General features: G+C 71.1%; 20 protein-coding genes. 15 read left to right on the top strand and 5 right to left on the bottom strand.

Features of this window, described 5'->3' with window-relative positions:
* Positions 1–5: 5 nt before the first annotated feature.
* The 4 genes from M2157_RS17670 (at position 6) to M2157_RS17655 (ending at position 4,080) form a co-directional block, all read left to right on the top strand.
* Positions 6–929, top strand: a complete 924-nt coding sequence (locus M2157_RS17670; protein ID WP_280862732.1) for an ABC transporter permease — start codon at positions 6–8, stop codon at positions 927–929.
* Positions 922–1,890, top strand: coding sequence for an ABC transporter permease (locus tag M2157_RS17665; protein ID WP_280862731.1), 969 nt, complete (start codon positions 922–924; stop codon positions 1,888–1,890). The genes M2157_RS17670 and M2157_RS17665 overlap by 8 nt, the downstream gene beginning before the upstream one ends.
* A gap of 185 nt (positions 1,891–2,075) precedes the next feature.
* Positions 2,076–3,050, top strand: coding sequence for an ABC transporter ATP-binding protein (locus tag M2157_RS17660; protein WP_280862730.1), 975 nt, complete (start codon positions 2,076–2,078; stop codon positions 3,048–3,050).
* Positions 3,043–4,080, top strand: coding sequence for a dipeptide ABC transporter ATP-binding protein (locus tag M2157_RS17655; RefSeq protein ID WP_280865690.1), 1,038 nt, complete (start codon positions 3,043–3,045; stop codon positions 4,078–4,080). Before M2157_RS17660 ends, M2157_RS17655 begins: the two co-directional genes overlap by 8 nt.
* Positions 4,081–4,202: 122 nt before the next feature.
* Here the strand turns inward: M2157_RS17655 and M2157_RS17650 are convergent, their stop codons facing one another.
* Positions 4,203–6,323 carry a prolyl oligopeptidase family serine peptidase gene (locus M2157_RS17650; protein ID WP_280865689.1) on the bottom strand — a complete coding sequence of 707 codons (2,121 nt, stop codon included), beginning with the start codon at positions 6,321–6,323 and terminating at the stop codon, positions 4,203–4,205.
* A 188-nt stretch (positions 6,324–6,511) separates the two neighbouring features.
* On the opposite strand from M2157_RS17650, the gene M2157_RS17645 reads away from it, so the two are divergent.
* The 8 genes from M2157_RS17645 (at position 6,512) to M2157_RS17610 (ending at position 14,546) form a co-directional block, all read left to right on the top strand.
* Positions 6,512–6,706: a hypothetical protein gene (locus tag M2157_RS17645; protein ID WP_007384493.1), complete on the top strand. Its 195-nt coding sequence runs from the start codon at positions 6,512–6,514 to the stop codon at positions 6,704–6,706.
* A gap of 45 nt (positions 6,707–6,751) precedes the next feature.
* On the top strand, positions 6,752–7,609 hold the full coding sequence (gene mshB / locus M2157_RS17640; protein ID WP_280865688.1) for an N-acetyl-1-D-myo-inositol-2-amino-2-deoxy-alpha-D-glucopyranoside deacetylase: 858 nt from the start codon (positions 6,752–6,754) through the stop codon (positions 7,607–7,609).
* Positions 7,606–8,016: a DUF6113 family protein gene (locus M2157_RS17635; RefSeq protein ID WP_266559866.1), complete on the top strand. Its 411-nt coding sequence runs from the start codon at positions 7,606–7,608 to the stop codon at positions 8,014–8,016. The genes mshB and M2157_RS17635 overlap by 4 nt, the downstream gene beginning before the upstream one ends.
* Positions 8,017–8,269: 253 nt before the next feature.
* Positions 8,270–10,975, top strand: a complete 2,706-nt coding sequence (locus M2157_RS17630; protein WP_280868221.1) for a hypothetical protein — start codon at positions 8,270–8,272, stop codon at positions 10,973–10,975.
* 109 nt (positions 10,976–11,084) lie between these two features.
* Complete coding sequence (locus tag M2157_RS17625) at positions 11,085–12,020, top strand: ABC transporter ATP-binding protein (RefSeq protein ID WP_280862725.1); 936 nt, start codon at positions 11,085–11,087, stop codon at positions 12,018–12,020.
* The gene (locus M2157_RS17620) at positions 12,017–12,757 is read left to right on the top strand and encodes an ABC transporter permease (RefSeq protein WP_280862724.1); all 741 of its coding nucleotides are present in this window, start codon (positions 12,017–12,019) and stop codon (positions 12,755–12,757) included. Before M2157_RS17625 ends, M2157_RS17620 begins: the two co-directional genes overlap by 4 nt.
* Positions 12,754–13,932: a histidine kinase gene (locus M2157_RS17615; protein ID WP_280865687.1), complete on the top strand. Its 1,179-nt coding sequence runs from the start codon at positions 12,754–12,756 to the stop codon at positions 13,930–13,932. Before M2157_RS17620 ends, M2157_RS17615 begins: the two co-directional genes overlap by 4 nt.
* Entirely contained in the window at positions 13,929–14,546 is a 618-nt protein-coding gene (locus M2157_RS17610) for a response regulator transcription factor (protein ID WP_280862722.1), read from the top strand. Before M2157_RS17615 ends, M2157_RS17610 begins: the two co-directional genes overlap by 4 nt.
* A gap of 4 nt (positions 14,547–14,550) precedes the next feature.
* On the opposite strand, the gene M2157_RS17605 is transcribed toward M2157_RS17610, so the two are convergent.
* Both M2157_RS17605 and M2157_RS17600 read right to left on the bottom strand, forming a co-directional pair.
* Complete coding sequence (locus M2157_RS17605) at positions 14,551–15,402, bottom strand: transglutaminase-like domain-containing protein (protein ID WP_280865686.1); 852 nt, start codon at positions 15,400–15,402, stop codon at positions 14,551–14,553.
* 32 nt (positions 15,403–15,434) lie between these two features.
* Complete coding sequence (locus M2157_RS17600) at positions 15,435–16,439, bottom strand: GNAT family N-acetyltransferase (RefSeq protein WP_280862720.1); 1,005 nt, start codon at positions 16,437–16,439, stop codon at positions 15,435–15,437.
* 135 nt (positions 16,440–16,574) lie between these two features.
* On the opposite strand from M2157_RS17600, the gene fdxA reads away from it, so the two are divergent.
* Positions 16,575–16,892, top strand: a complete 318-nt coding sequence (gene fdxA, locus M2157_RS17595; protein WP_007384503.1) for a ferredoxin — start codon at positions 16,575–16,577, stop codon at positions 16,890–16,892.
* Positions 16,893–17,003: 111 nt separating this feature from the next.
* Positions 17,004–18,098 carry a bifunctional succinyldiaminopimelate transaminase/glutamate-prephenate aminotransferase gene (locus M2157_RS17590; RefSeq protein WP_280862719.1) on the top strand — a complete coding sequence of 365 codons (1,095 nt, stop codon included), beginning with the start codon at positions 17,004–17,006 and terminating at the stop codon, positions 18,096–18,098.
* 67 nt (positions 18,099–18,165) lie between these two features.
* Here the strand turns inward: M2157_RS17590 and M2157_RS17585 are convergent, their stop codons facing one another.
* Together M2157_RS17585 and M2157_RS17580 are read right to left on the bottom strand one after the other, a co-directional pair.
* Positions 18,166–18,606 (bottom strand): ATP-binding protein, encoded by a 441-nt coding sequence (locus tag M2157_RS17585; protein ID WP_280862718.1) that lies wholly within the window; start codon positions 18,604–18,606, stop codon positions 18,166–18,168.
* Between the two features lie 274 nt (positions 18,607–18,880).
* Positions 18,881–19,858, bottom strand: coding sequence for a heavy metal transporter (locus tag M2157_RS17580; RefSeq protein WP_280865685.1), 978 nt, complete (start codon positions 19,856–19,858; stop codon positions 18,881–18,883).
* Positions 19,859–19,942: 84 nt separating this feature from the next.
* Between M2157_RS17580 and dapE the strand changes: the two genes are divergently transcribed.
* Positions 19,943–21,022 (top strand): succinyl-diaminopimelate desuccinylase, encoded by a 1,080-nt coding sequence (gene dapE, locus M2157_RS17575; protein WP_280865684.1) that lies wholly within the window; start codon positions 19,943–19,945, stop codon positions 21,020–21,022.
* The last annotated feature ends 43 nt before the right edge of the window (positions 21,023–21,065 follow it).

The raw sequence follows: 21,065 nt of genomic DNA, 5'->3' as shown, positions 1-21,065 counted from the left end.
CCGCCATGGGACGGTACGTCGTCCGGCGTCTGCTCCAGATGATCCCGGTGTTCATCGGGTCGACCCTGCTGATCTTCCTCATGGTGAACGTGATGGGCGACCCCATCGCGGGCCTGTGCGGCGACAAGCAGTGCGACGCGGCGACGGCCGCCCAGCTCAAGAAGGAGTTCGGCCTCGACAAGCCGGTCTGGCAGCAGTACCTGACCTACATGGGGAACGTCTTCACCGGCGACTTCGGCACCGCGTTCAACGGCCAGAAGGTCACCGAGCTGATGGCGACGGCGTTCCCCGTGACCATCCGGCTGACGATCGTCGCGATCCTCATCGAGATCGTCATCGGCATCACCCTGGGCGTGATCACCGGACTCAAGCGCGGCCGCCCCGTCGACACCTCGGTCCTCCTGCTCACCCTCGTCGTGATCTCCATCCCCACCTTCGTCACCGGTCTGCTGCTCCAGCTCCTCCTCGGCGTCGAGTGGGGCTGGATCAAACCCTCGGTGTCCACGGACGCCACCTTCGGCGAACTGCTCGTGCCGGGCCTGGTCCTCGCCTCCGTGTCACTGGCGTACGTGACCCGGCTGACCCGCACGTCGATCGCGGAGAACCGGCGCTCGGACTACGTCCGTACGGCGGTGGCCAAGGGTCTGCCGAGACAGCGGGTCATCGTGAGGCATCTGCTCCGCAACTCGCTCATTCCCGTGGTCACCTTCATCGGCACCGACATCGGCGCCCTGATGGGCGGTGCGATCGTCACCGAGCGCATCTTCAACATCCACGGCGTCGGCTACCAGCTCTACCAGGGCATCCTGCGCCAGAACACCCAGACCGTGGTCGGTTTCGTCACCGTGCTCGTCCTGGTCTTCCTGGTCGCCAACCTGCTCGTCGACCTCCTGTACGCCGTCCTCGACCCCAGGATCCGCTATGCCTGAACCCCAGGAACAAGAGGGAGCCATCGCCGGGACCGGAGCGGGCGGTGCCATGGATCTCGCGGTGAGCGAGGCGACCACCCTGGAGAAGGGCCCCGACGACACGACCCCTCTGGACAGACCCCGCTCCCTCTGGTCCGACGCCTGGCGCGACCTGCGCCGCAACCCCGTCTTCATCATCTCCGCCCTGGTGATCCTCTTCCTGGTCGTCATCTCCCTGTGGCCCTCGCTGATCACCTCGGGCAACCCCCTCAAGTGCGACCTCTCCAAGGCCCAGGAGGGCTCCCAGCCGGGCCATCCCTTCGGCTACGACGGCCAGGGCTGCGACGTCTACACGCGCACGGTCTACGGCGCCCGTACGTCGGTGACGGTGGGCGTCTGTGCCACGCTGGGCGTCGCGATCCTCGGGTCGGTCCTCGGCGGCCTCGCCGGGTTCTTCGGAGGCTTCCCGGACTCGATCCTGTCCCGCACCACGGACATCTTCTTCGCGATCCCGGTGGTCCTCGGCGGCCTGGTGCTCCTGTCGGTCGTCACCAGCAGCACGGTGTGGCCGGTCATCGGGTTCATGGTGCTGCTGGGCTGGCCGCAGATCTCCCGCATCGCGCGCGGCTCGGTCATCACCGCCAGACAGAACGACTACGTACAGGCGGCCAGGGCGCTCGGCGCCTCCAACTCCCGCCTGCTGCTGCGCCACATCGCCCCGAACGCGGTCGCCCCGGTGATCGTGGTCGCGACCATCGCGCTCGGCACCTACATCGCCCTGGAAGCGACCCTGTCGTACCTCGGCGTGGGCCTCAAACCCCCCACGGTCAGCTGGGGCATCGACATCTCCGCGGCCTCCGCCTACATCCGCAACGCCCCGCACATGCTCCTCTGGCCGGCCGGAGCCCTCGCGATCACGGTCCTCGCCTTCATCATGCTCGGCGACGCGGTCCGCGACGCCCTCGACCCGAAGCTGAGGTGAGCGGACGTGGTGCTGAGCGCGCGCGAGAGGTGCGGCAGTGCGGGCCGGCGGACCCCGCGCTCCTTCCGCCCGCACCACGTCGTCCTGCCCGGTGGCGCCGCACCCGACGCGCACCCCGGAGCCGAGGCGCGGCGCGGTTCGGCCGCCGAAGACGTCGTCCCGACCCGAAGCCGAGGTGAGTCGCCGTGCTGCTCGAAGTGCGTGATCTGCATGTGGAGTTCAGGACCAGGGACGGGGTCGCCAAGGCGGTCAACGGGGTCGACTACGGGGTGGACGAGGGCGAGACCCTCGCCGTGCTCGGGGAGTCGGGGTCCGGGAAGTCGGTGACCGCGCAGGCGATCATGGGGATCCTCGACATTCCTCCGGGGCGGATCACCGGCGGCGAGATCGTCTTCCAGGGGCAGGACCTGCTGAAGCTGAAGGAGGACGAGCGGCGCAAGGTCCGTGGCGCACAGATGGCGATGATCTTCCAGGACGCGCTGTCGTCGCTGAATCCCGTACTGAGCGTCGGAGACCAGCTCGGCGAGATGTTCGTCGTGCACCGCGGGATGTCGAAGAAGGACGCCCGGGCCAGGGCCGTCGACCTGATGGACCGGGTGCGCATCCCGGCCGCCAAGGAGCGCGTGAAGGACTATCCGCACCAGTTCTCCGGCGGCATGCGCCAGCGCATCATGATCGCGATGGCGCTCGCCCTGGAACCCGCGCTGATCATCGCCGACGAACCGACGACCGCGCTCGACGTCACCGTCCAGGCCCAGGTGATGGACCTGCTCGCCGAACTCCAGCGCGAGTACAACATGGGGCTCATCCTCATCACCCACGACCTCGGTGTCGTCGCGGACGTGGCCGACCGGATCGCCGTCATGTACGCCGGACGGATCGTCGAGCAGGCCCCCGTCCACGACATCTACAAGGCACCGGCCCACCCCTACACGCGCGGACTCCTCGACTCCATCCCCCGTCTCGATCAGAAGGGTCAGGAGCTGTACGCCATCAAGGGACTGCCGCCCAACCTGATGAACATCCCGCCGGGTTGCGCGTTCAACCCCCGGTGCCCGATGGCCCGGGACGTCTGCCGCACGGACGTACCGCCTCTGTACGACGTCGACGACAGGCGGACGAGTGCCTGTCACTTCTGGACGGAGTGCCTCAATGGTTGAGCCGATCCTGGAAGTGGGTGGACTGGTCAAGCACTATCCCTTGACGCGGGGCATTCTGTTCAAGAAACACGTCGGTGCCGTCAAGGCCGTCGACGGTGTGGACTTCTCCCTCGACAAGGGAGAGACCCTCGGCATCGTCGGGGAGTCCGGCTGCGGCAAGTCGACCGTCGCCAAGATGCTCGTCCATCTCGAGCGGCCGACCGCAGGGGTGATCAAGTACAAGGGCGAGGACATCACCAAGCTCTCCGGCAAGGCGCTCAGGTCGGTCCGCCGCAACATCCAGATGGTCTTCCAGGACCCGTACACCTCGCTCAACCCCCGTATGACGGTCGGCGACATCATCGGGGAGCCGTACGACATCCACCCCGAGGTGGCCCCCAAGGGAGACCGGCGCAGGAAGGTCCAGGACCTGCTGGACGTCGTGGGCCTCAACCCCGAGTACATCAACCGCTATCCGCACCAGTTCTCCGGCGGTCAGCGCCAACGCATCGGCATCGCGCGCGGACTGGCCCTGCGCCCGGAGGTCATCGTCGCCGACGAACCGGTCTCCGCCCTCGACGTCTCCGTCCAGGCCCAGGTGATCAACCTCCTCGACCGGCTCCAGAGCGAGTTCGAGCTGTCGTACCTCTTCATCGCGCACGACCTGTCGATCGTCCGGCACATCTCGGACCGGGTCGGGGTGATGTACCTCGGGCGGATCGTCGAGATCGGCCGGGACGCCGAGATCTACGACCATCCGACCCACCCCTACACCCAGGCGCTGCTGTCCGCCGTGCCGGTGCCCGACCCGGAGGCCCGCGAGCGCCGGGAGCGGATCATCCTCACGGGTGACGTCCCGTCCCCGACGAACATCCCGTCCGGGTGCCGCTTCCGTACCCGTTGCTGGAAGGCCCAGGAGCGCTGCGCGCTGGAGGTCCCGGCGCTGGCGGTGCCCGCGGAGTTCCGGTTCGCGGGCGGGCCGGCGGCACACGACTCGGCGTGCCACTTCGCGGAGGAGAAGCAGGTCGTCACGACCAAGGAGCCGGAGTAACACGGAGGCAACTTGGCTGACCCGGTTCCGATATACGGACGCGTCAGTCTCTACGACGTACGGCCGTGCGGGTGCCGTAAGCGGGCCGGGACGCGCCATGTCGTCCCGGCCCGCTGCTGTTCCTACAGCATCCCCAACGACCGCTTCAGGAAGTCCAGCTGAAGCCGCAGCAGGTTCTCCGCGACCGTCTCCTGCGGGGTCATGTGGGTCACACCGGACAGCGGGAGCACCTCGTGCGGGCGGCCGGCGGCCAGCAGGGCCGAGGACAGGCGCAGGGAGTGGGCGACCACCACGTTGTCGTCCGCGAGGCCGTGGATGATCATCATCGGGCGGTGCGGCTCGGCCGCGTCGACCAGGCCCTCGTCGTCGACCAGTGAGTTGCGGCGGTAGACGGCCGGCTGCTCGTCCGGGTGACCGAGGTAGCGCTCCTGGTAGTGGGTGTCGTACAGGCGCAGATCGCTGACCGGGGCGCCGACCACCGCCGCGTGGAAGACGTCGGGCCGGCGCAGCACCGCGAGGGCCGCCAGATAGCCGCCGAAGGACCAGCCGCGGATCCCGACCCGGGAGAGGTCGAGAGGGAAGCCCTCGGCGAGCGCCTGGAGGGCGTCGACCTGGTCCTGGAGGACGACCGCCGCGAGGTCGTCCCGGACCGCCTTCTCCCAGGCGGGGGAGCGGCCCGGGGTGCCCCGGCCGTCGGCCACGACCACCGCGAAGCCCTGGTCGGCGAACCACTGCGAGGTCAGGTGCGGATGGTGCGCGGCGACCACCCGCTGCCCGTGCGGACCCCCGTACGGGTCCAGCAAAACCGGAAGGGGGCTGTCACCGGCGTAGTCCTGCGGCATAAGCACGGCGCACGGGATCTTTCGTGCGCCCCCCTCGACGAGTGTCACGCGCGGGGTCAAACCGGGATCTTCTGCGTACGAGGTGACAGTCGCCATCTCCTTGCCGTCGCGCAGTACCCGCGCGCGGGCGCCCGGCCGGTCGAGGGCCGCCGACACCAGCACGGTCACGCCCCCGGCGCGCACCGCCGAGTGCACGCCGGGTTCCTGCGACACCCGCTCCACCCCGAGCTCGTTCACCCGGTAGACGTGCACCTCGCCGGTCTCCGGTGACTCGGCCTCCGTACCGGCCGACGCCGAGACCAGCACGTCGCCCTCGGCCACGTCCAGCACCGCGCGGACGTGCAACTGCGGTCCGGTCAGCGGGCGTTCACCCACCGCGAGCACCCGCGCGCCACCCTCGTCGGCGATCCGCACGAGCCGGCCCGAAGGGCTCCAACAGGGCACCCCAGGGAAAAGATCCAGCCAAATTGGATCTTCGTCCGCGTGCACCATCCGGGTCGCTCCGGACTCCGGGTCCACCGCGAGATACAGCTGACTGCGCTGGTCGCGCGCCTGTACGAGCAGCAGCGGAGCGCCCGCCGCTGACCAGTGCACATGGGCCAGATACGGATAGCGCCCCCGGTCCCAGGAGACCTCCGTGCGCGCCCCGTCCAGGGCCATCACGAACAGCCGTACGTCCGCGTTGGAAGTGCCCGCGGCCGGATACGGGACGTGGTGTGGATCACGCTCCGGGTGGGCCGGATCGGAGATCCACCAGCGTTGCACGGGCGTGTCGTCCACGCGCGCGACCAGCAGCCGGTCCGACTGCGGCGACCACCAGAAACCCCGTGACCGGCCCATCTCCTCGGCCGCGATGAACTCCGCGAGACCGTAGGTGACTTGATCCGACTCCGGGACGGCGAGCGCCCGGTCCTCCTCGCCCTCGGCGCCCACGACCCTCAGGGCACCCCGGGCCACGTACGCGATGTGCCGTCCGTCGGGGGCCGGGCGCGGGTCGATCACCGGCCCGGGGACGGGCAGTTCGCGTGCCGTACCGGCTCGCAGCTCCGCCGTGAAAAGCCGCCCTGACAAGGCGAAAGAGGCCAACTCGACGGCTGCGTCGGTGGCGTGGCCGACGATGCCGGCACCGCCCTCACGGCTGCGTTCGCGGCGCGCCCGCTCCTCGGGCGAGAGGTGCTCCTCGGCGCCGCCCAGAAGGGCGCGCGGGTCGGCCGCCACGCGCTCCCCGCCCTCCACCGTGTCGAGCACCCACAGTGAATTGGCCCGGTCCGTGCCGGAGTTCGAGCGCAGGAACACGACACGCGATCCGTCGGGCGCCACGGTGAACGCGCGCGGCGCGCCGAGCGTGAAGCGCTGGGTACGGGCGTGCCGGCGGGGAAAGGAGTCAGGCTCGGTCGTCATGCCCCGACCATATTGGCCATGCGCCCCCTTGTGCGGCAGTGCGCCGACGGATGCGCAGGCACGGATAGTTATGATCACTACCGCATAGTGGGTATGAATCCGCTGGCTGCTGTATGGATTTATCTGCCCCCATAGTTCCGTTCCCGTCCGACCCCCCACGTCCCTGGGTTCTTTGGAGGTGAGCCGCCGTGGCACTCTCGATTTCGGCGGTGGTGCTGCTGGCGATCATCGTCTTCTTGTTGGTCAAGAAGTCGGGCTTGAAGGGCGGTCACGCGGTCGTGTGCATCCTGCTCGGCTTCTATCTCGCGGCTTCCTCGATCGCACCGACGATCAGTGAGCTGACGACCAACATCGCGGGCATGATCGGCAGTATCAAGTTCTGAGACCGGCTGAGCGGGACTGTCCGTGGCGCCTCGTAGGGTGGGGCCATGACGGAACAGCCCGCTCGGCGTCTTCTCCTGGTGCACGCGCACCCGGACGACGAGTCGATCAACAACGGCGCGACCATGGCCAGGTACGCGGCCGAGGGCGTCCGGGTGACCCTGGTCACCTGCACCCTCGGCGAGCGTGGCGAGGTCATTCCCCCGGAACTCCGGCATCTGACCGGCGCCGACCTCGCTCAGGAGCGTGAGCGCGAGCTGGCCGCGGCCATGGAGCGACTGGGCGTCGAGGACTTCGGTTTCCTCGGCGGCCGCGGCCGGTACCAGGACTCCGGGATGATGGGCACCGCCGACAACGACGATCCGCACTGCTTCTGGCGGGCCGACGTCGACGAGGCGGCCCGCCATCTCGTCGAGGTGATCCTGCAGGTGCGTCCCCAGGTCCTCGTCACCTACGACGACAACGGCGGATACGGCCACCCCGACCACATCCAGGCCCACCGGGTCGCCATGCGCGCGGTGGAGCTCGCCGCCGAGGCGGGCTGGACGATCGAGAAGGTCTACTGGAACCGCGTACCGCTCACGGTCGGCGAGCAGGCCTTCGCCCGGCTCCACGACTACCTGCCCGGCCTCCCCTTCACCAAGGCCGCCGTCCTCGACGACGTACCGGGTGTGGTGGACGACGAGCGGATCACCACGGAGATCGACGGCACGGCGTACGCCGCCGCCAAGAGCGCCGCGATGGCCGCGCACGCGACCCAGATCGATGTGTCGGGGGCGTACTTCGCCCTCTCCAACGAACTCGCGCAACCTCTCTTCACCACCGAGTACTACCAATTGGTGAGAGGGGAACACGGGGAGAACAAGGAGAGCGACCTGTTCTCCGGGATCGAGGGCGCGTCATGAGCGACCGAACGTCGATGCTGGCCCAGCCCCTGCAGCGCCCCTCCGCCGGACGGGCCGCCGCCTACCTCGGTCTTTTCGTGCTCGGCGCGGTCGTGGGGCTCGCCGGAGCGCTGGTGCAGGGCGGCTGGTTCCCGGGCGGACTGCTGCTCGCGCTGCTCGGCGAGGCCGGACTGCTGCTCGGCGGAGCGCGCGCCGCCGACAGCCGCGCCGGAGCCGTCGCGCCCGCGGGCGGCTGGATGATCGCCGTCATCTTCCTCACCGCCAGCCGTCCGGAAGGCGACTTCGTCTTCGCCGCAGGAAGCGGCTCCTATCTCTTCCTGCTCGGCGGCATGGCTGTGGCTGTGATCTGCGCCACCCTTGGGCGAGGGCGGCAACCGGGCGGAGACCCCGTCCGACTTGGCAAGTGACGTACCACTTCTCCGCATCGCGCGCGTGCGAGTCCCGTGTGGGTTTCCTCAGCGGTCGTGGGATACAGGCCAGAAGTGGCCAGTATGGTGGTGCGCGCCGCCGAGCCGCCCGAAGCACTGAGGTCGAAACGGGCGGTGGAGCCAACCAGGAGAACCTGCCTTGAGTCGTGAAACTGACAGTCCGTCCTCCGGGCCCAACGGGCGCGGCGGAGCCGCATACCCCTCGGGCACGCCGCCGTACGGGACACCCCAGGTGTCCGACGGCGGTCCGGACGCGGGCCGTTCGGCCGCGCAGCCGGAGGAACGCAAGACCGAGACCACGCTGACGACCCGGATCCGGATCAACATCCCCGGATCGCGGCCCATTCCGCCGGTCGTCGTGCGTCAGCCCGTCGGCGAGACGGAGAGCTCCGCCGACAGAGGCGTGGACACCGAGCCGTCGGCGCCGAGTCCCTCCTCGACCACGGGCACCGTCGAACTGCCCGCCGATCCCGCGCCGCCCGCCGCCGAGGAGAAGGCGAGCGACTGGTTCGCGCCCCGCAAGTCCGGCCCCGCCAAGGGCGGTCCGGGCGAGGGTGCCTCCAACGGGGCGGGTCTGCCGGGCGGTTCGGGAGCGGCTGCTCCTGTTGCCGGTGCGCCGGGTGGTGCGGGCCCGGGCGCCGGTGCGTCCGGCGGTGGGCGTCACGGGGCCGGTCGGCCCGGTGGTGTGGTCGGTTCCATGAGCGTGCCCGGCGGTTCCCGCTCCGGCGGGACGAACGGCGCCGGACTCCCGGGCGCCACCGGCGGCCCGGTGGCCCCCGGCCACGGCGGCGGCACGGGTTCCTTCGACGTCACCGAGGCCCTGAACGCCGGCCCGCGCGGCACCGAACCCCGCCGCGACGACCTCCCGTACTTCGCGGAGAACGGCTCCGGAGGTCAGGACAGCCCCAACGGCCAGGGCGGGTTCGGCGGTCAGAACGGCCAGAGCGGCCACGATGCGCTGAACGGTCATGGCGGGTTCGGCGGCCCCGGCGGTCAGGACAGCCCGAACGGCCAGGGCGGGTTCGGCGGTCAGAACGGCCAGAGCGGCCACGATGCGCTGAACGGTCATGGCGGGTTCGGCGGCCCCGGCGGTCACGACGGCCCGAACGGCCAGGGCGGGTTCGGCGGTCAGAACGGCCAGAGCGGGCACGATGCGCTGAACGGTCATGGCGGGTTCGGCGGTCACGACGGCCCGAACGGTCAGAGCGGCTTCGGCGCGCAGGGTGGTCCCGGCAGCGCCCCCGGCGGGCAGAACGGACAGATCGACTACGGCGGCCAGGGCGGCCAGATCGACTACGGCGGCGGGTTCGGCGGGCCGAAGGGTCCCGGCGGCCCGGGCGGACCCCAGGGCCCCGCGGGCCCGACCGGCGGCCCGGTCACCGGCGACGGCCCGGTCGTGCCGCCCGCAGGACCGGACCCCTTCGCCGGGGCCGAGTCCTTCGGCGGCGAGTCCTTCAACGGTCCCGACGGCTTCGGCGGTCAGGGCGGACCCGGTGGCCCGGGCGGTCCGGGCGCCGCACGCGGTCCCGGCGGCCCTGGCGCTTCCCGCGGTCCGGGTGGCACACGTGGCCCCGGTGCCCCGGGCGCTTCCGGCGGTCCCGGCACCCTCGGCGGCCCGGGAATCTCCGGCGGGATCGCCGGGCCCGGCGCCCCAGGCATCTCCGGCGGCCAGGCCGGCCCCGGCACCCTCGGTCGCCCGGGCGGCCCCGGCGCCCCCACCCCCGGTGGTGTCCCCGGCGCGGGCCTAGGCCCCGGTGGCGGTCTGAGCGACGACACCGCGATCCTCACCCCGCAGAAGCCGGCTCCCGAACGGGGTGCCCCCGGCTTCGGCAACCCCGACAACGTCTCCGGGCACACCGTCACCAGCGGCATCCCGGTCGTGCCGCCCGGCGCCCAGAAGGCCCCCTTCGGGCCGGGCACCGACGGCCGTACCCCCCCGAAGCCCGACACCGCGTCGCAGGAAGCTCCGGCCGCCGCGCCGAAGAAGAAGAAAAAGAAGGGCCGCAGCAAGGTGGCCCTGCTCGGCGGCACCGTGGTCCTCCTCGGCGTCGGTGCCTACGGCGCCGGCCTCCTGATGAACCGCTCCGACGTGCCCAAGGGCACCACCGTGCTCGGCGTGGACATCGGCGGCGGCACCCGCGACGACGCCGTCAAGAAGCTCGACGACGCCCTCGGTGGCCGGGTGAACGAGGCCCTGAAGCTCTCGGTCGGCGGCGACACCGTCTCGCTCAAGCCGGACCAGGCGGGGCTCCAGCTCGACGACCAGGCCACGGTCGCCGCGGCCGCGAAGAGCGACTACAACCCAATCTCCGTCATCGGCTCCCTGTTCGGCAACCACCGGGTCGTCGACCCGGTCATGCCGGTCGACGAGGAGAAGCTCCAGGCCGCTCTGCAGGACGCCTCGGGCGGCGCCGGCTCGGCGACCGACGGCACGATCAAGTTCGAGAACGGCAAGGCCGTCGCCGTCTACGGCAAGGCCGGCAAGGGCATCGACGTGGCCAGGTCGACCACCGCGGTCGAGGACGCGTACCGCACCCAGGTGGAGACCGGCACCGCCGGCTCGGTCACGCTGCCGACGACCACCAAGCAGCCGTCGGTCTCGAACGCCGAGGTCGACCGGATGATGAAGGAGTTCGCGGAGCCCGCGATGTCCAACGTCGTCACCGTCCAGACCGACGCGGCGCACAGCATCCCCTTCGGCGCCCTGTCCCTGCCGAAGATCCTCGGCTTCAAGGCCGTCGATGGCAAGCTCGTGGAGACGTACAACCTCGAGGCGCTCAAGGCCGCGTACGGCAACACCTTCGACGGCGTGCAGATCAATGGCGCGAGCGGGAAGCGTGACGTCCTGCCGCAGGACGTGGCCTCCGCGCTGGGCAAGGCCCTGCGTGGCAAGACGACGGCGGAGCGCACCGCGGTCATCGACACCAACCCGAGCTGACCGACCCGCGAGAACCGCACCGGAGTGCCGCCCGACATGACATCTGTCATGCGGCACTCCGGACGGCCGACACTGCCCGCGGCCGCACCCGTGAAGCCACCATGGCCGCATGACGACAACAGCCCCGGTGGTCGCGTTCGACCAGGTGAGCAAGGCCTACGGCGAGGTACGCGCCGTGGACGGACTGACCCTGACCCTGCGGCCGGGGGAGACCGTGGCGCTGCTCGGCCCGAACGGCGCCGGCAAGTCGACCTCCCTCGATCTGCTGCTCGGCCTCAAACAGCCCGACAGCGGCAGCGTCCGGCTCTTCGGCACCACCCCGCGTGAGGCGATCGTCGCCGGACGGGTGGGCGCGATGCTGCAGAGCGGCGGGCTGATGGACGAGGTCACGGTCGCCGAGCTGGTACGCCTCGCCTGCGATCTGCATCCCAAGCCGTACCAGGCGAACGACGTCCTCGCCCGCGCAGGCATCGCCCAGATCGCCGACCGCAAGGTCAACAAGCTCTCCGGCGGCCAGGCCCAGCGCGTCCGCTTCGCCCTCGCGACCGCGGGCGACAGCGACCTGATCGTCCTCGACGAACCCACGACCGGCATGGACGTCACCACCCGGCAGGCCTTCTGGGCCACCATGCGCGAACAGGCCGACCAGGGCCGTACGGTCCTCTTCGCCACTCACTACCTCGAAGAGGCCGACGCCATCGCCGACCGGGTGCTGGTGCTGCACCGGGGCCGCCTGCTGGCCGACGGCACGGCCGCCGAGATCAAGGCCAAGGCGGGAGCCCGGCGGATCGCCTTCGATCTGGAGGGCACGATCGACGAGGCGCCCCTGCGGGAGCTGCCGTTCCTCACCTCCGTCACCGTGTCGAAAAGCGGCTCCGCCGCGGGCAGCGGCCAGACGATCCGCATCCAGTCCACCGACGCCGACGCGACCGTCCACGCCCTCTACGGCCTCGGCGTCTACCCCCGCAACCTCGAAGTCGCCGGGCTCGGTCTGGAGCAGGCCTTCGTCGCCATCACCGCCGCCGAGGAGGCGAAGTCGAAGTGAACAGCCTCATCAAGCTGGAACTCACCCGCGCCCTGCGCAACCGCAAGTTCCTGTTCTTCTCGGTGATGTACCCGTCGCTGCTGTTCCTGATCATCGCGGGCAACGCCGACAGCACGACGAAGGTCGACGGCACGGGCCTGACCCTGCCGACCTACATGATGGTCTCGATGGCCTCCTTCGGCGCCCTGACCGCCGTCCTGATGGGCAACAGCGAGCGCATCGCCAAGGAGCGCGAGGGCGGCTGGGTACGGCAGTTGAGGCTGACCCCGCTGCCGGGACGCGGCTATGTGTTCGCGAAGACGGCGAGCGCGGCCGTGGTGAGCCTGCCCTCGATCGTGGTCGTGTTCGTCGTCGCCGCGAGCGTGAAGGACGTACGCCTGGACGCCTGGCAGTGGCTCGCCCTCACCGGCGCGATCTGGGCGGGAAGTCTCGTCTTCGCCGCGCTCGGCGTGGCCATCGGCTACCTCGCCACCGGCGACGCGGTCCGCCCGATCACGATGATCACCTACTTCGGACTGTCGATGCTGGGCGGCCTGTGGATGCCGACGACGACCTTCCCGCAGTGGCTCCAGGACATCGCCGAGTGGCTGCCCACGCACGCGTACGCTGCCCTCGGGCAGGCCATCGAACAGAGCCGCGCCCCGCACGCACAGGACATCGCCGTCCTGGCCGTCTCCTTCGTCCTGTTCGCGGGCGGAGCGGCCTGGCTGTACCGGAAGGACACGTTGAAGGCGTGAGCGGCACCGGCGTCGGGATCGGGCAGCGCCCGGAGACCCGCAAGCAGATGATGGTCAAGTTGCTGTGGACGGGCATCTGGCTGGTCTATCTGAGCGCGCCCGTCTCGGACCTCGTGCACGGCGGCCACGGGGTCGTGGCCGCGGTCCTCGGCTGGCTCGGCCTCGCGATCTTCGTCGCCTGGTACCTGGCCCTGCTGTTCAGGACCGGCCGCCGCAACGCCGTGGAATTCGTCCTCGTCTCCCTCGCGGTCCTCTCGGCCGAGTCGACCCTGCTCGTCCTCACCCTGGGCCGCGAGTGGCTCGTCCTCTTCGTGTACGTGTCGATCGCGTCCGGCGCGGCCCTGCCGCTGCGGCTCGCCCGCTGGACCATCCCGGTCGCGTCCGCCCTGATGGCGGGCCTCGCCCTGCTCGTCGCCGACGGCACCGAGTACATCGGCGCCCTCCTCATCCCGGCGCTGCTCGGCGGCTTCGCGATGACCGGCGTACGCGAACTGGTCCGCACGACCATCGAGTTGCGGGAGGCCAGGGCGCGGGTCGCCCAGCTCGCCGCGAACGAGGAACGCCTGCGCCTGGCCAGGGACCTGCACGACCTCCTCGGCCACTCCCTGTCCCTCATCACGCTGAAGAGCGAACTGGCGGGCCGGATGCTCCCCGCCCACCCCGACAAGGCGGCCCAGCAGGTCGCCGACATCGAACAGGTCAGCCGCCAGGCCCTGGTGGACGTCCGCGAGGCGGTCACCGGCTACCGGCGCGCCCGCCTGGCCGCGGAACTCGCGGGCGCCCAGGTGGCGTTGACGGCCGCGGGAGTCAGCGCCGCGCTGCCCGCCGACCCCGACCTCACCGGCGTCCCCGAGGAGAGCGAGTCGGCCCTGGCCTGGGCGCTGCGCGAGGCGGTCACCAATGTCGTACGGCACAGCGGCGCCCGCGGCTGCACGGTGGAGCTGCTGCACCGCCAGACCCTCGACGGGCCGCGGCTCGAACTCACCGTGGAGGACGACGGCTCGGGCGGTGCGGGCAACGGTCCGGGCAACGGTCCGGGCAACGGCCTGGCCGGTCTCACCGAGCGCCTGGAGAAGGCCGGCGGCACCCTGGAGGCCACCGGCTCCCGACACGGCTTCCGCCTGGTCGCCCGGGTGCCCGCCGGTTCCGGGCCGCACGTAGGATCCGCCTCATGACGAGCCGCACGATCAAGGTCCTGCTCGCCGAGGACCAGTCGATGGTCCGCGAGGCCCTGGCCGCCCTGCTCGGCCTGGAGGACGACATCGAGGTCGTCGCCCAAGTGGCCCGCGGCGACGAGGTCCTGGCGGCGGCCCGCGCCCACGACATCGACGTGGCCCTCATGGACATAGAGATGCCGGGCGCGACGGGCATCGAGGCGGCGGCTCAGCTCCACAGGGAACTCCCGGCGGTCAAGCTGGTCATCCTCACGACCTTCGGCCGCCCCGGCTATCTCCGCAGCGCGATGGAATCGGGCGCCGACGCCTTCCTCGTCAAGGACGCCCCCGCCTCCCAACTGGCTCAGGCGGTACGCAAGGTACTGGCGGGGGAGCGGGTCATCGACCCCACCCTGGCGGCAGCGGCGCTGGCGGAGGGCGCGAATCCGCTGACGGACAGGGAGCGAGAGGTCCTCCGCGCGGCGGCCGACGGCTCCACGAACGCGGAGTTGGCGCAGACCCTTCACCTGTCCCAGGGCACGGTCCGCAACTACCTCTCCACGGCCATCCAGAAGCTGGCCGTGCGGAACAGGGCGGAGGCAGTCCGGATCGCGAGGGAGAAGGGCTGGCTGTGACGCCCTAGTTCAACATCGCACGTGCGGCGTGAGCCTGCTGCCGCACGCGCGCCGCCGCCGGCTCGTCGACGGCCGCCACCACCTCGGCGTATGCGTCCAACTCGATGGCTCCCTGCACGAAGTCCCCCCGCTGGACGAACAACTGGGCCCGCTCGTACCGCAGTCGGGCCGAGTGGGACGGCAACAGCAGCGACAGCTCCACGGCCCACAGGGCCACGTCCGACCGTTCGGGCCTGGCCGCGGCCCAGGCCCGTACGTTGTTCAGGATCCGCTGTACGACGTCCAGCGGATCCGCCGGACTCAGCATCGACGGATCCAGCGGACTCCCCGTCGCCCCGGCGACCAGCAACTCGGCGTCGCCGCCGCTCAACACCCGCCCCCCGTCGAACGGATCGGCCAGCACCTGCTCCTCCGGCGGCCCGAACCCGACCACGAAATGCCCCGGCAGCGCCACCCCGTACACCGGAGCCCCCGCCCGCCGGGCCACCTCCATCCACACCACGCTCAGCAGGATCGGCAGCCCCCTGCGCCGCCGCAGCACCTCGTGCAGCAGCGAGGACTCCAGCCGCTGGTAGTCCACCGGCGCGCCACGGAACCCGCAGCGGTCCCCGAGCAGCTCCCGCAGTGACACCGCCCACGACCGCGGCCCACCCGGCCGGAACGGCAACTGTCCGGCCAGCCGGTCGAGTTCGATCTGGGCCGCGTCGATGCCGGTCTCGTCGAGCTCCCCGTCCGCCTGCGCCCCGACGAGCAGACACAGCGCGGACAGATCCGGCCGCTCGGACCGCGCCTCTTCGGCGAACCGCCTCCGGAGCTCGGCGGAACGTTCGGGCGGGGGCGGAAACGGGGGACGCATAGCTGGCTCGTGCCCTTTCGCGGCGATCGCTACTACCGCGCCTCGCCGGAGACGTCCGGCTCGCGGTAGTGGTGGTAGGCGTGGTGCGCGGCGAACCCCATGCCGTCGTACAGGGCCCGCGCACCGGCATTGTCCGACTCGACCTGCAGCCACGCGGCCGACGCCCCCTCGTCGAGCGCCCGCCGGGCCAGCGCCGCCATCACGGTGGAGGCCAGCCCCCGCCGCCGTAGCGAAGGATCCACCTCGACCGCGGCGAACCCGGCCCACCGCCCGTCGACGACACACCGCCCGATCGCGGCCGGCGCGTCCTCACCGGGGACGGTCGCGAACCACACCGACGGCCCGCTCCTCAGCACCCGCAGCGCCACCTCGCTCACCCCCTTGCGCTGATAGCGCGCCAGCCAGTCCGCGTCGGCCTCCCGGGACAGCGCGACACCCGAGGTCTCCCGGTCGGCGACCGGCGCCAGCGCCCCGGTCCACAGCTCCGCCGTCACCTCCCGCGTCCACCCGCGTGCCTCCAGCTCCGCGCACAGCGCCTCCTGGGTGCCCGCGGCACCGGTCGCGGTCTGTATGTACGCCGGCAGACCGCGGTCGCCGTACCACCGTCGTACGGCGGTCAGGGCCTCGTCGAGCGGCAGGCCGGGGTCGCCGAGCGGGAGGACTGAGTTGGCGCGGCGGGTGAACCCGGAGGCGGCCCGCAGCTCCCAGTCGCCGAGCCGCCGGCTCTCCACCGGCCGCCAGCCGCGAGCTGCGATCCGGGCCAGTTCCTCGTACGAGGCGGACGGGCCCCGGCGGCGGGCCGGCTCGGCGGGCACCACCTTGCCCGCCACCAGCGCGGATTCCGGAATGCGGACGCGCTCGCCGTCCCGGCGCGTGATCATCAGCACACCGTCGTCCCATGATGTGAGAACACCCACCGTGTCGGTGAAGTTCTGGCGCGGGCCGCCGGTTTCGTCCAGGCGCCGCACGGATACCCGTTTACCCACGTCAGCTGCGGAGATACGGACGACGAGACGCCCCGCGGCGGAGATTTCCACAGGTCAGTTCACCCCTCCTGTTCGGATCATGCCCAAGAACGGAGATACTAGGGGCGGGCATCGACGACGCCGCGCTCCCGCGCGCGAGGCGGCGGAGCCTGAAGAGGCCCGCCAGCATGGAGGAGGAACGACAGCGTGACCTACGTCATCGCGCAGCCTTGTGTCGACGTGAAGGACAAGGCCTGCATCGAGGAGTGCCCGGTCGACTGCATCTACGAGGGCTCCCGGTCCTTGTACATCCACCCGGACGAATGCGTCGACTGTGGTGCCTGTGAGCCGGTCTGCCCGGTCGAGGCGATCTTCTACGAGGACGACACCCCGGACGAGTGGAAGGACTACTACAAGGCGAACGTCGAGTTCTTCGACGAGCTCGGCTCGCCCGGCGGCGCCAGCAAGCTGGGGCTGATCGAGCGGGACCACCCGTTCATCGCCGCGCTGCCGCCGCAGGCATAGTCATCCGCACCGGCGGTCCGCACTTCGTGCCGCCTCGGTCCCGTACGGCCTGATCGCGGCCGTGCGGGGCCGAGGCGTTTGCCGTACGACCCGAAAGTGAGCCCGAAAGCCGTGTCCGCAGTCTCCGACCGCCTTCCCACCTTCCCCTGGGACAAGCTGGAGCCGTACAAGAAGACGGCGGCCGCGCACCCCGGAGGCATCGTCGACCTGTCGGTCGGCACCCCCGTCGACCCGGTCCCCGATCTCGTCCAGAAGGCCCTGATCGACGCGGCGGACTCCCCGGGCTACCCGACGGTCTGGGGCACCCCGGCGCTGCGTGACGCGATCACCGGCTGGGTCGAGCGGCGCCTGGGCGCCCGCGAGGTCACCCACCGCCACGTCCTGCCGATCGTCGGCTCCAAGGAACTCGTCGCCTGGCTCCCCACCCAGCTGGGCCTCGGCCCCGGCGACCGGGTCGCGTACCCGCGCCTGGCCTACCCGACGTACGAGGTCGGCGCGCGCCTCGCCCGGGCCGGCCACGAGGTCTACGACGACCCCACCGAGCTGGACCCGGCGGGCCTGAAGCTCCTGTGGCTCAACTCCCCGTCGAACCCGACCGGCAAGGTGCTGTCGAAGGAGGAGCTGACGAGGATCGTCGCCTGGGCCCGGTCCCACGGCATCCTGATCTTCTCCGACGAGTGCTACCTGGAGCTCGGCTGGGAGGCCGACCCGGTCTCGGTCCTGCACCCGGACGTCAACGGCGGCTCCTACGACGGCCTCGTGGCCGTGCACTCGCTGTCGAAGCGGTCCAACCTCGCGGGCTACCGCGCGGCCTTCCTGGCGGGCGACCCGGCCGTCCTGGCGCCCCTCCTGGAGATCCGCAAGCACGGCGGCATGATGACGCCGGCGCCGACCCAGGCCGCGGTCGTGGCGGCCCTGGGCGATGACACCCACGTCCACGAACAGCGCGAGCGCTATCTGGCCCGCCGCACCTTGCTGCGCGAGGCACTGGAGTCCCACGGCTTCCGTATCGAGCACAGTGAGGCCAGCCTCTACCTCTGGGCCACGCGGGACGAGTCCTGCTGGTCGACGGTCGCCCACCTGGCCGACCTGGGCATCCTGGTGGCGCCGGGCGACTTCTACGGCGCGGCGGGCGAGAAGTTCGTACGCGTCGCGCTGACGGCGACGGACGAGCGGGTGCGGTCGGCGGTCGAGCGCCTGGCGTAGTGCACGGGCATACGGCGAAGGGGCCCGGGATGGTGTTCCCGGGCCCCTTCGCCGTATGCGCGAGGTACTAGCCGAGCGGAAGGCCCTTCACCGGCAGGGTGCCGGCAGCCGGCACGCCGCCCTTGGTGAGGGAGCTGGTCGGCAGGCCGCCCTTCGTCGCGGTGGACGCGGTCTGCCCGAGGAGGCCCCCGGCGGAACCGGCGGCCTCGCCCGCCGTCTTCTGCGCGACCGGTGCCACCTTCTTCACGGTCTTGCCCGCGGACGGCACCGCCTTCCCGACCGTCTTGCCACCGGTCTTGGCAGCGGTCCCGGTCAGGTTCTGCGCCGCGCTGTCCACCGTGTTGCCGACGTTGGCCCCGTCCAGAGCGGTCAGCCCACCGAGGTTGGGGGTGGCCGGCGGCTGCGCGGGGGCCGCACTGGCGGCGCCGGCCGCACCGACCCCGGCTGCCGCTCCCGCAGCGACGAGCAGCGCGGCACGGGCGATCCTGCGGGTCAGGGGGAGGGACATGTTGCTCCTTCGACGGAGGAAACGTTGCTAGGACGCCGTGACTACCGCTCGAAGCCGACGAAGGTTGCGGAGGGCCAACGTAAAGAGTTGGCAATGCGTCGCATTATCACCTGCGGATAAAAACGGGCAAAAGGCTTCCGGTCTGAAAGTCCGCCGAATCGTTGCAGCCCTTTGAACCCAAGGGTTCTTGCCGATACGGGGGTGACGTGACGAAAACCTGCGCACACCCGCTCCGACCGCGGGCGGACGTGACCCTTCCAGGTGATCTTCCGAACTACCGTGCCGTCAGTATCCGCACCGAGTCCGAGCCGCCCTCGCCGTCCGCCGTACGCCACTGGCTGTCCGTGTTCCCGGCCGTCCACTGCCGCCCGGCGTACGAGACGCGCTCGATGCGCAGCGCGGAGGAGTTGGCGACGGCCCAGTGGGCGAGCTGCCAGCCGCGTTCCCTGAGACTGCGGCCGGAACCCGGGTCGGTGTCCTCCCGCACGGGCAGGGTCACGGTGCGGCCGTCGCCCGAGGTGGGGGCCGGGCTCGGCGAGGTCTTGCCGCCCACCTCCGCCGCGGTCGTCTCCAGCGCGTCCCGCCCGAAGTCCCGTACGAGAGCCGACCGCACCGCGTCGGGGCCCGTGGCGGTGGCCTGGGCGGCCTGGGTGGCCCGTGTGGAGTCCTGGCGCCCGTCACAGGTCAGGGTGGCCGCCGAGGTGCCGGTCATGGCGGCGGCGAGCAGGGTGGCGTCCGGCTCGTGCTTGGCGTACGCCTCCGGATAGCCGCTGCGCTGCACGCGCTGGGCGGCGACGGTCAGCGGGAGGTCCTGATAGCCCCGCACCTTGACGAGGTGCTTGTAGAACTCACCCGCCGCGTACGTCGGGTCCAGGATCTCCCGCGGGGTGCCCCAGCCCTGCGAGGGCCGCTGCTGGAACAGCCCGAGCGAGTCACGGTCGCCGTGCGAGATGTTGCGCAGCCCCGACTCCTGGAGCGCGGTGGCGAGCGCGATCGCCACGGCCCGCTCCGGCAGCCTGCGCCCGGTGCCGACGGCGGTGATCGTCGCCGCGTTCACCGCCTGCTCGGGCGTGAACTCGTACGACGGTCCGCCCGCCCTGCCCGAGACGACTCTGCAGGTCGGCCCGTCGGTGCCTCCGGTGACGTACTGCACCACGAGGTAACCGGCGACCGCGCACAGGACCACGAGGGACGCCCCGAAGCGGAGGAGGCGGCCACGGCGCTTGCGAGTAGGGGGCAACGGCTCTGGCATCCGGACAAGATACTGGAGAGTACTGAGACGTCCGCGCCGGATGTGGACAGTGGGCGCGGACAGCGGGGCGTTAGGGTCGGGAGCATGGCCGACACCCCTCTTGACCTTTCGCTGGACGCAGCTCAGCTCACCGCGCAGCTCGTCGACTTCCCCTCCGAGAGCGGCAGCGAGAAGCCCCTGGCGGACGCGATCGAGACCGCCCTGCGCGCCCTGCCGCACCTGACGGTCGACCGCCATGGCAACAACGTCGTCGCCCGCACCGACCTCGGCCGTCCGGAACGCGTCATCCTCGCCGGCCACATCGACACGGTCCCCATCGCGGGCAACGTCCCCTCCCGCCTCGACGACGAGGGCTACCTGTGGGGCTGCGGCACCTGCGACATGAAGTCCGGGGTCGCCGTCCAGCTGCGGATCGCGGCGACGGTCCCCGAGCCCAACCGCGACCTCACCTTCATCTTCTACGACAACGAAGAGGTCGCGGCACACCTCAACGGCCTGGGACATGTGGCCGAGGCCCACCCCGAGTGGCTGGAGGGCGACTTCGCGGTCCTTCTGGAGCCGACGGACAACCAGGTCGAGGGCGGCTGCCAGGGAACTCTGCGGGTGCTGCTGACGTTCAAGGGAGAGCGTGCGCATTCAGCGCGCGCGTGGATGGGGACCAACGCGATCCACAAGGCCGCTCCCGCCCTCGCGAAGCTGGCGGCCTACGAGCCGCGCAAGCCGGTGGTGGACGGGCTCGAGTTCCACGAGGGTCTCAACGCGGTGCGGGTGGAGGGCGGCGTGGCCACGAACGTCATCCCCGACTCCTGCACGCTGACGGTCAACTTCCGTTACGCCCCGGACCGCAGCGAGGCCGAGGCGGAGGCCTTCGTGCGGGACTTCTTCGCGGACTGCGGGGTCGACGAGTTCACCGTCGACGACCACACCGGCGGTGCCCGCCCCGGCCTCACCCACCCCGTCGCCCAGGCCTTCATGGCGGCGGTCGGGGGCGTCGCCCGCCCCAAGTTCGGCTGGACGGACGTGTCCCGCTTCAGCGCGCTCGGCGTGCCCGCGGTGAACTACAGCCCCGGTCAGCCGCTGCTCGCGCACAAGGTGGACGAGCGGGTGAAGGTGTCGCTGATTCCGGAGGCGGAGGAGAAGCTGAGGGCCTGGCTGACGTCGTGACGTCGGTCCGCGCCGTGGCGCTTCATGGCGGACACGCGGACGT

It is taken from the genome of Streptomyces sp. SAI-127, assembly GCF_029894425.1.
Classification (GTDB): domain Bacteria; phylum Actinomycetota; class Actinomycetes; order Streptomycetales; family Streptomycetaceae; genus Streptomyces.
Note: the sequence above shows the minus strand (reverse complement) of the source record. Positions and strands in the feature narration are given on the sequence as shown.

Excerpts from the sequence above, each read along its gene's own strand:
- M2157_RS17605 (WP_280865686.1), bottom strand. The coding sequence starts at position 15,402 with ATGCGTCCCCCGTTTCCGCCCCCGCCCGAACGTTCCGCCGAGCTCCGG.
- dapE (WP_280865684.1), top strand. The coding sequence starts at position 19,943 with ATGGCCGACACCCCTCTTGACCTTTCGCTGGACGCAGCTCAGCTCACC.
- M2157_RS17610 (WP_280862722.1), top strand. The coding sequence starts at position 13,929 with ATGACGAGCCGCACGATCAAGGTCCTGCTCGCCGAGGACCAGTCGATG.
- M2157_RS17585 (WP_280862718.1), bottom strand. The coding sequence starts at position 18,606 with ATGTCCCTCCCCCTGACCCGCAGGATCGCCCGTGCCGCGCTGCTCGTC.
- M2157_RS17650 (WP_280865689.1), bottom strand. The coding sequence starts at position 6,323 with ATGACGACCGAGCCTGACTCCTTTCCCCGCCGGCACGCCCGTACCCAG.
- M2157_RS17665 (WP_280862731.1), top strand. The coding sequence starts at position 922 with ATGCCTGAACCCCAGGAACAAGAGGGAGCCATCGCCGGGACCGGAGCG.
- M2157_RS17625 (WP_280862725.1), top strand. The coding sequence starts at position 11,085 with ATGACGACAACAGCCCCGGTGGTCGCGTTCGACCAGGTGAGCAAGGCC.
- M2157_RS17635 (WP_266559866.1), top strand. The coding sequence starts at position 7,606 with ATGAGCGACCGAACGTCGATGCTGGCCCAGCCCCTGCAGCGCCCCTCC.
- M2157_RS17580 (WP_280865685.1), bottom strand. The coding sequence starts at position 19,858 with ATGCCAGAGCCGTTGCCCCCTACTCGCAAGCGCCGTGGCCGCCTCCTC.
- M2157_RS17655 (WP_280865690.1), top strand. The coding sequence starts at position 3,043 with ATGGTTGAGCCGATCCTGGAAGTGGGTGGACTGGTCAAGCACTATCCC.
- mshB (WP_280865688.1), top strand. The coding sequence starts at position 6,752 with ATGACGGAACAGCCCGCTCGGCGTCTTCTCCTGGTGCACGCGCACCCG.
- M2157_RS17670 (WP_280862732.1), top strand. The coding sequence starts at position 6 with ATGGGACGGTACGTCGTCCGGCGTCTGCTCCAGATGATCCCGGTGTTC.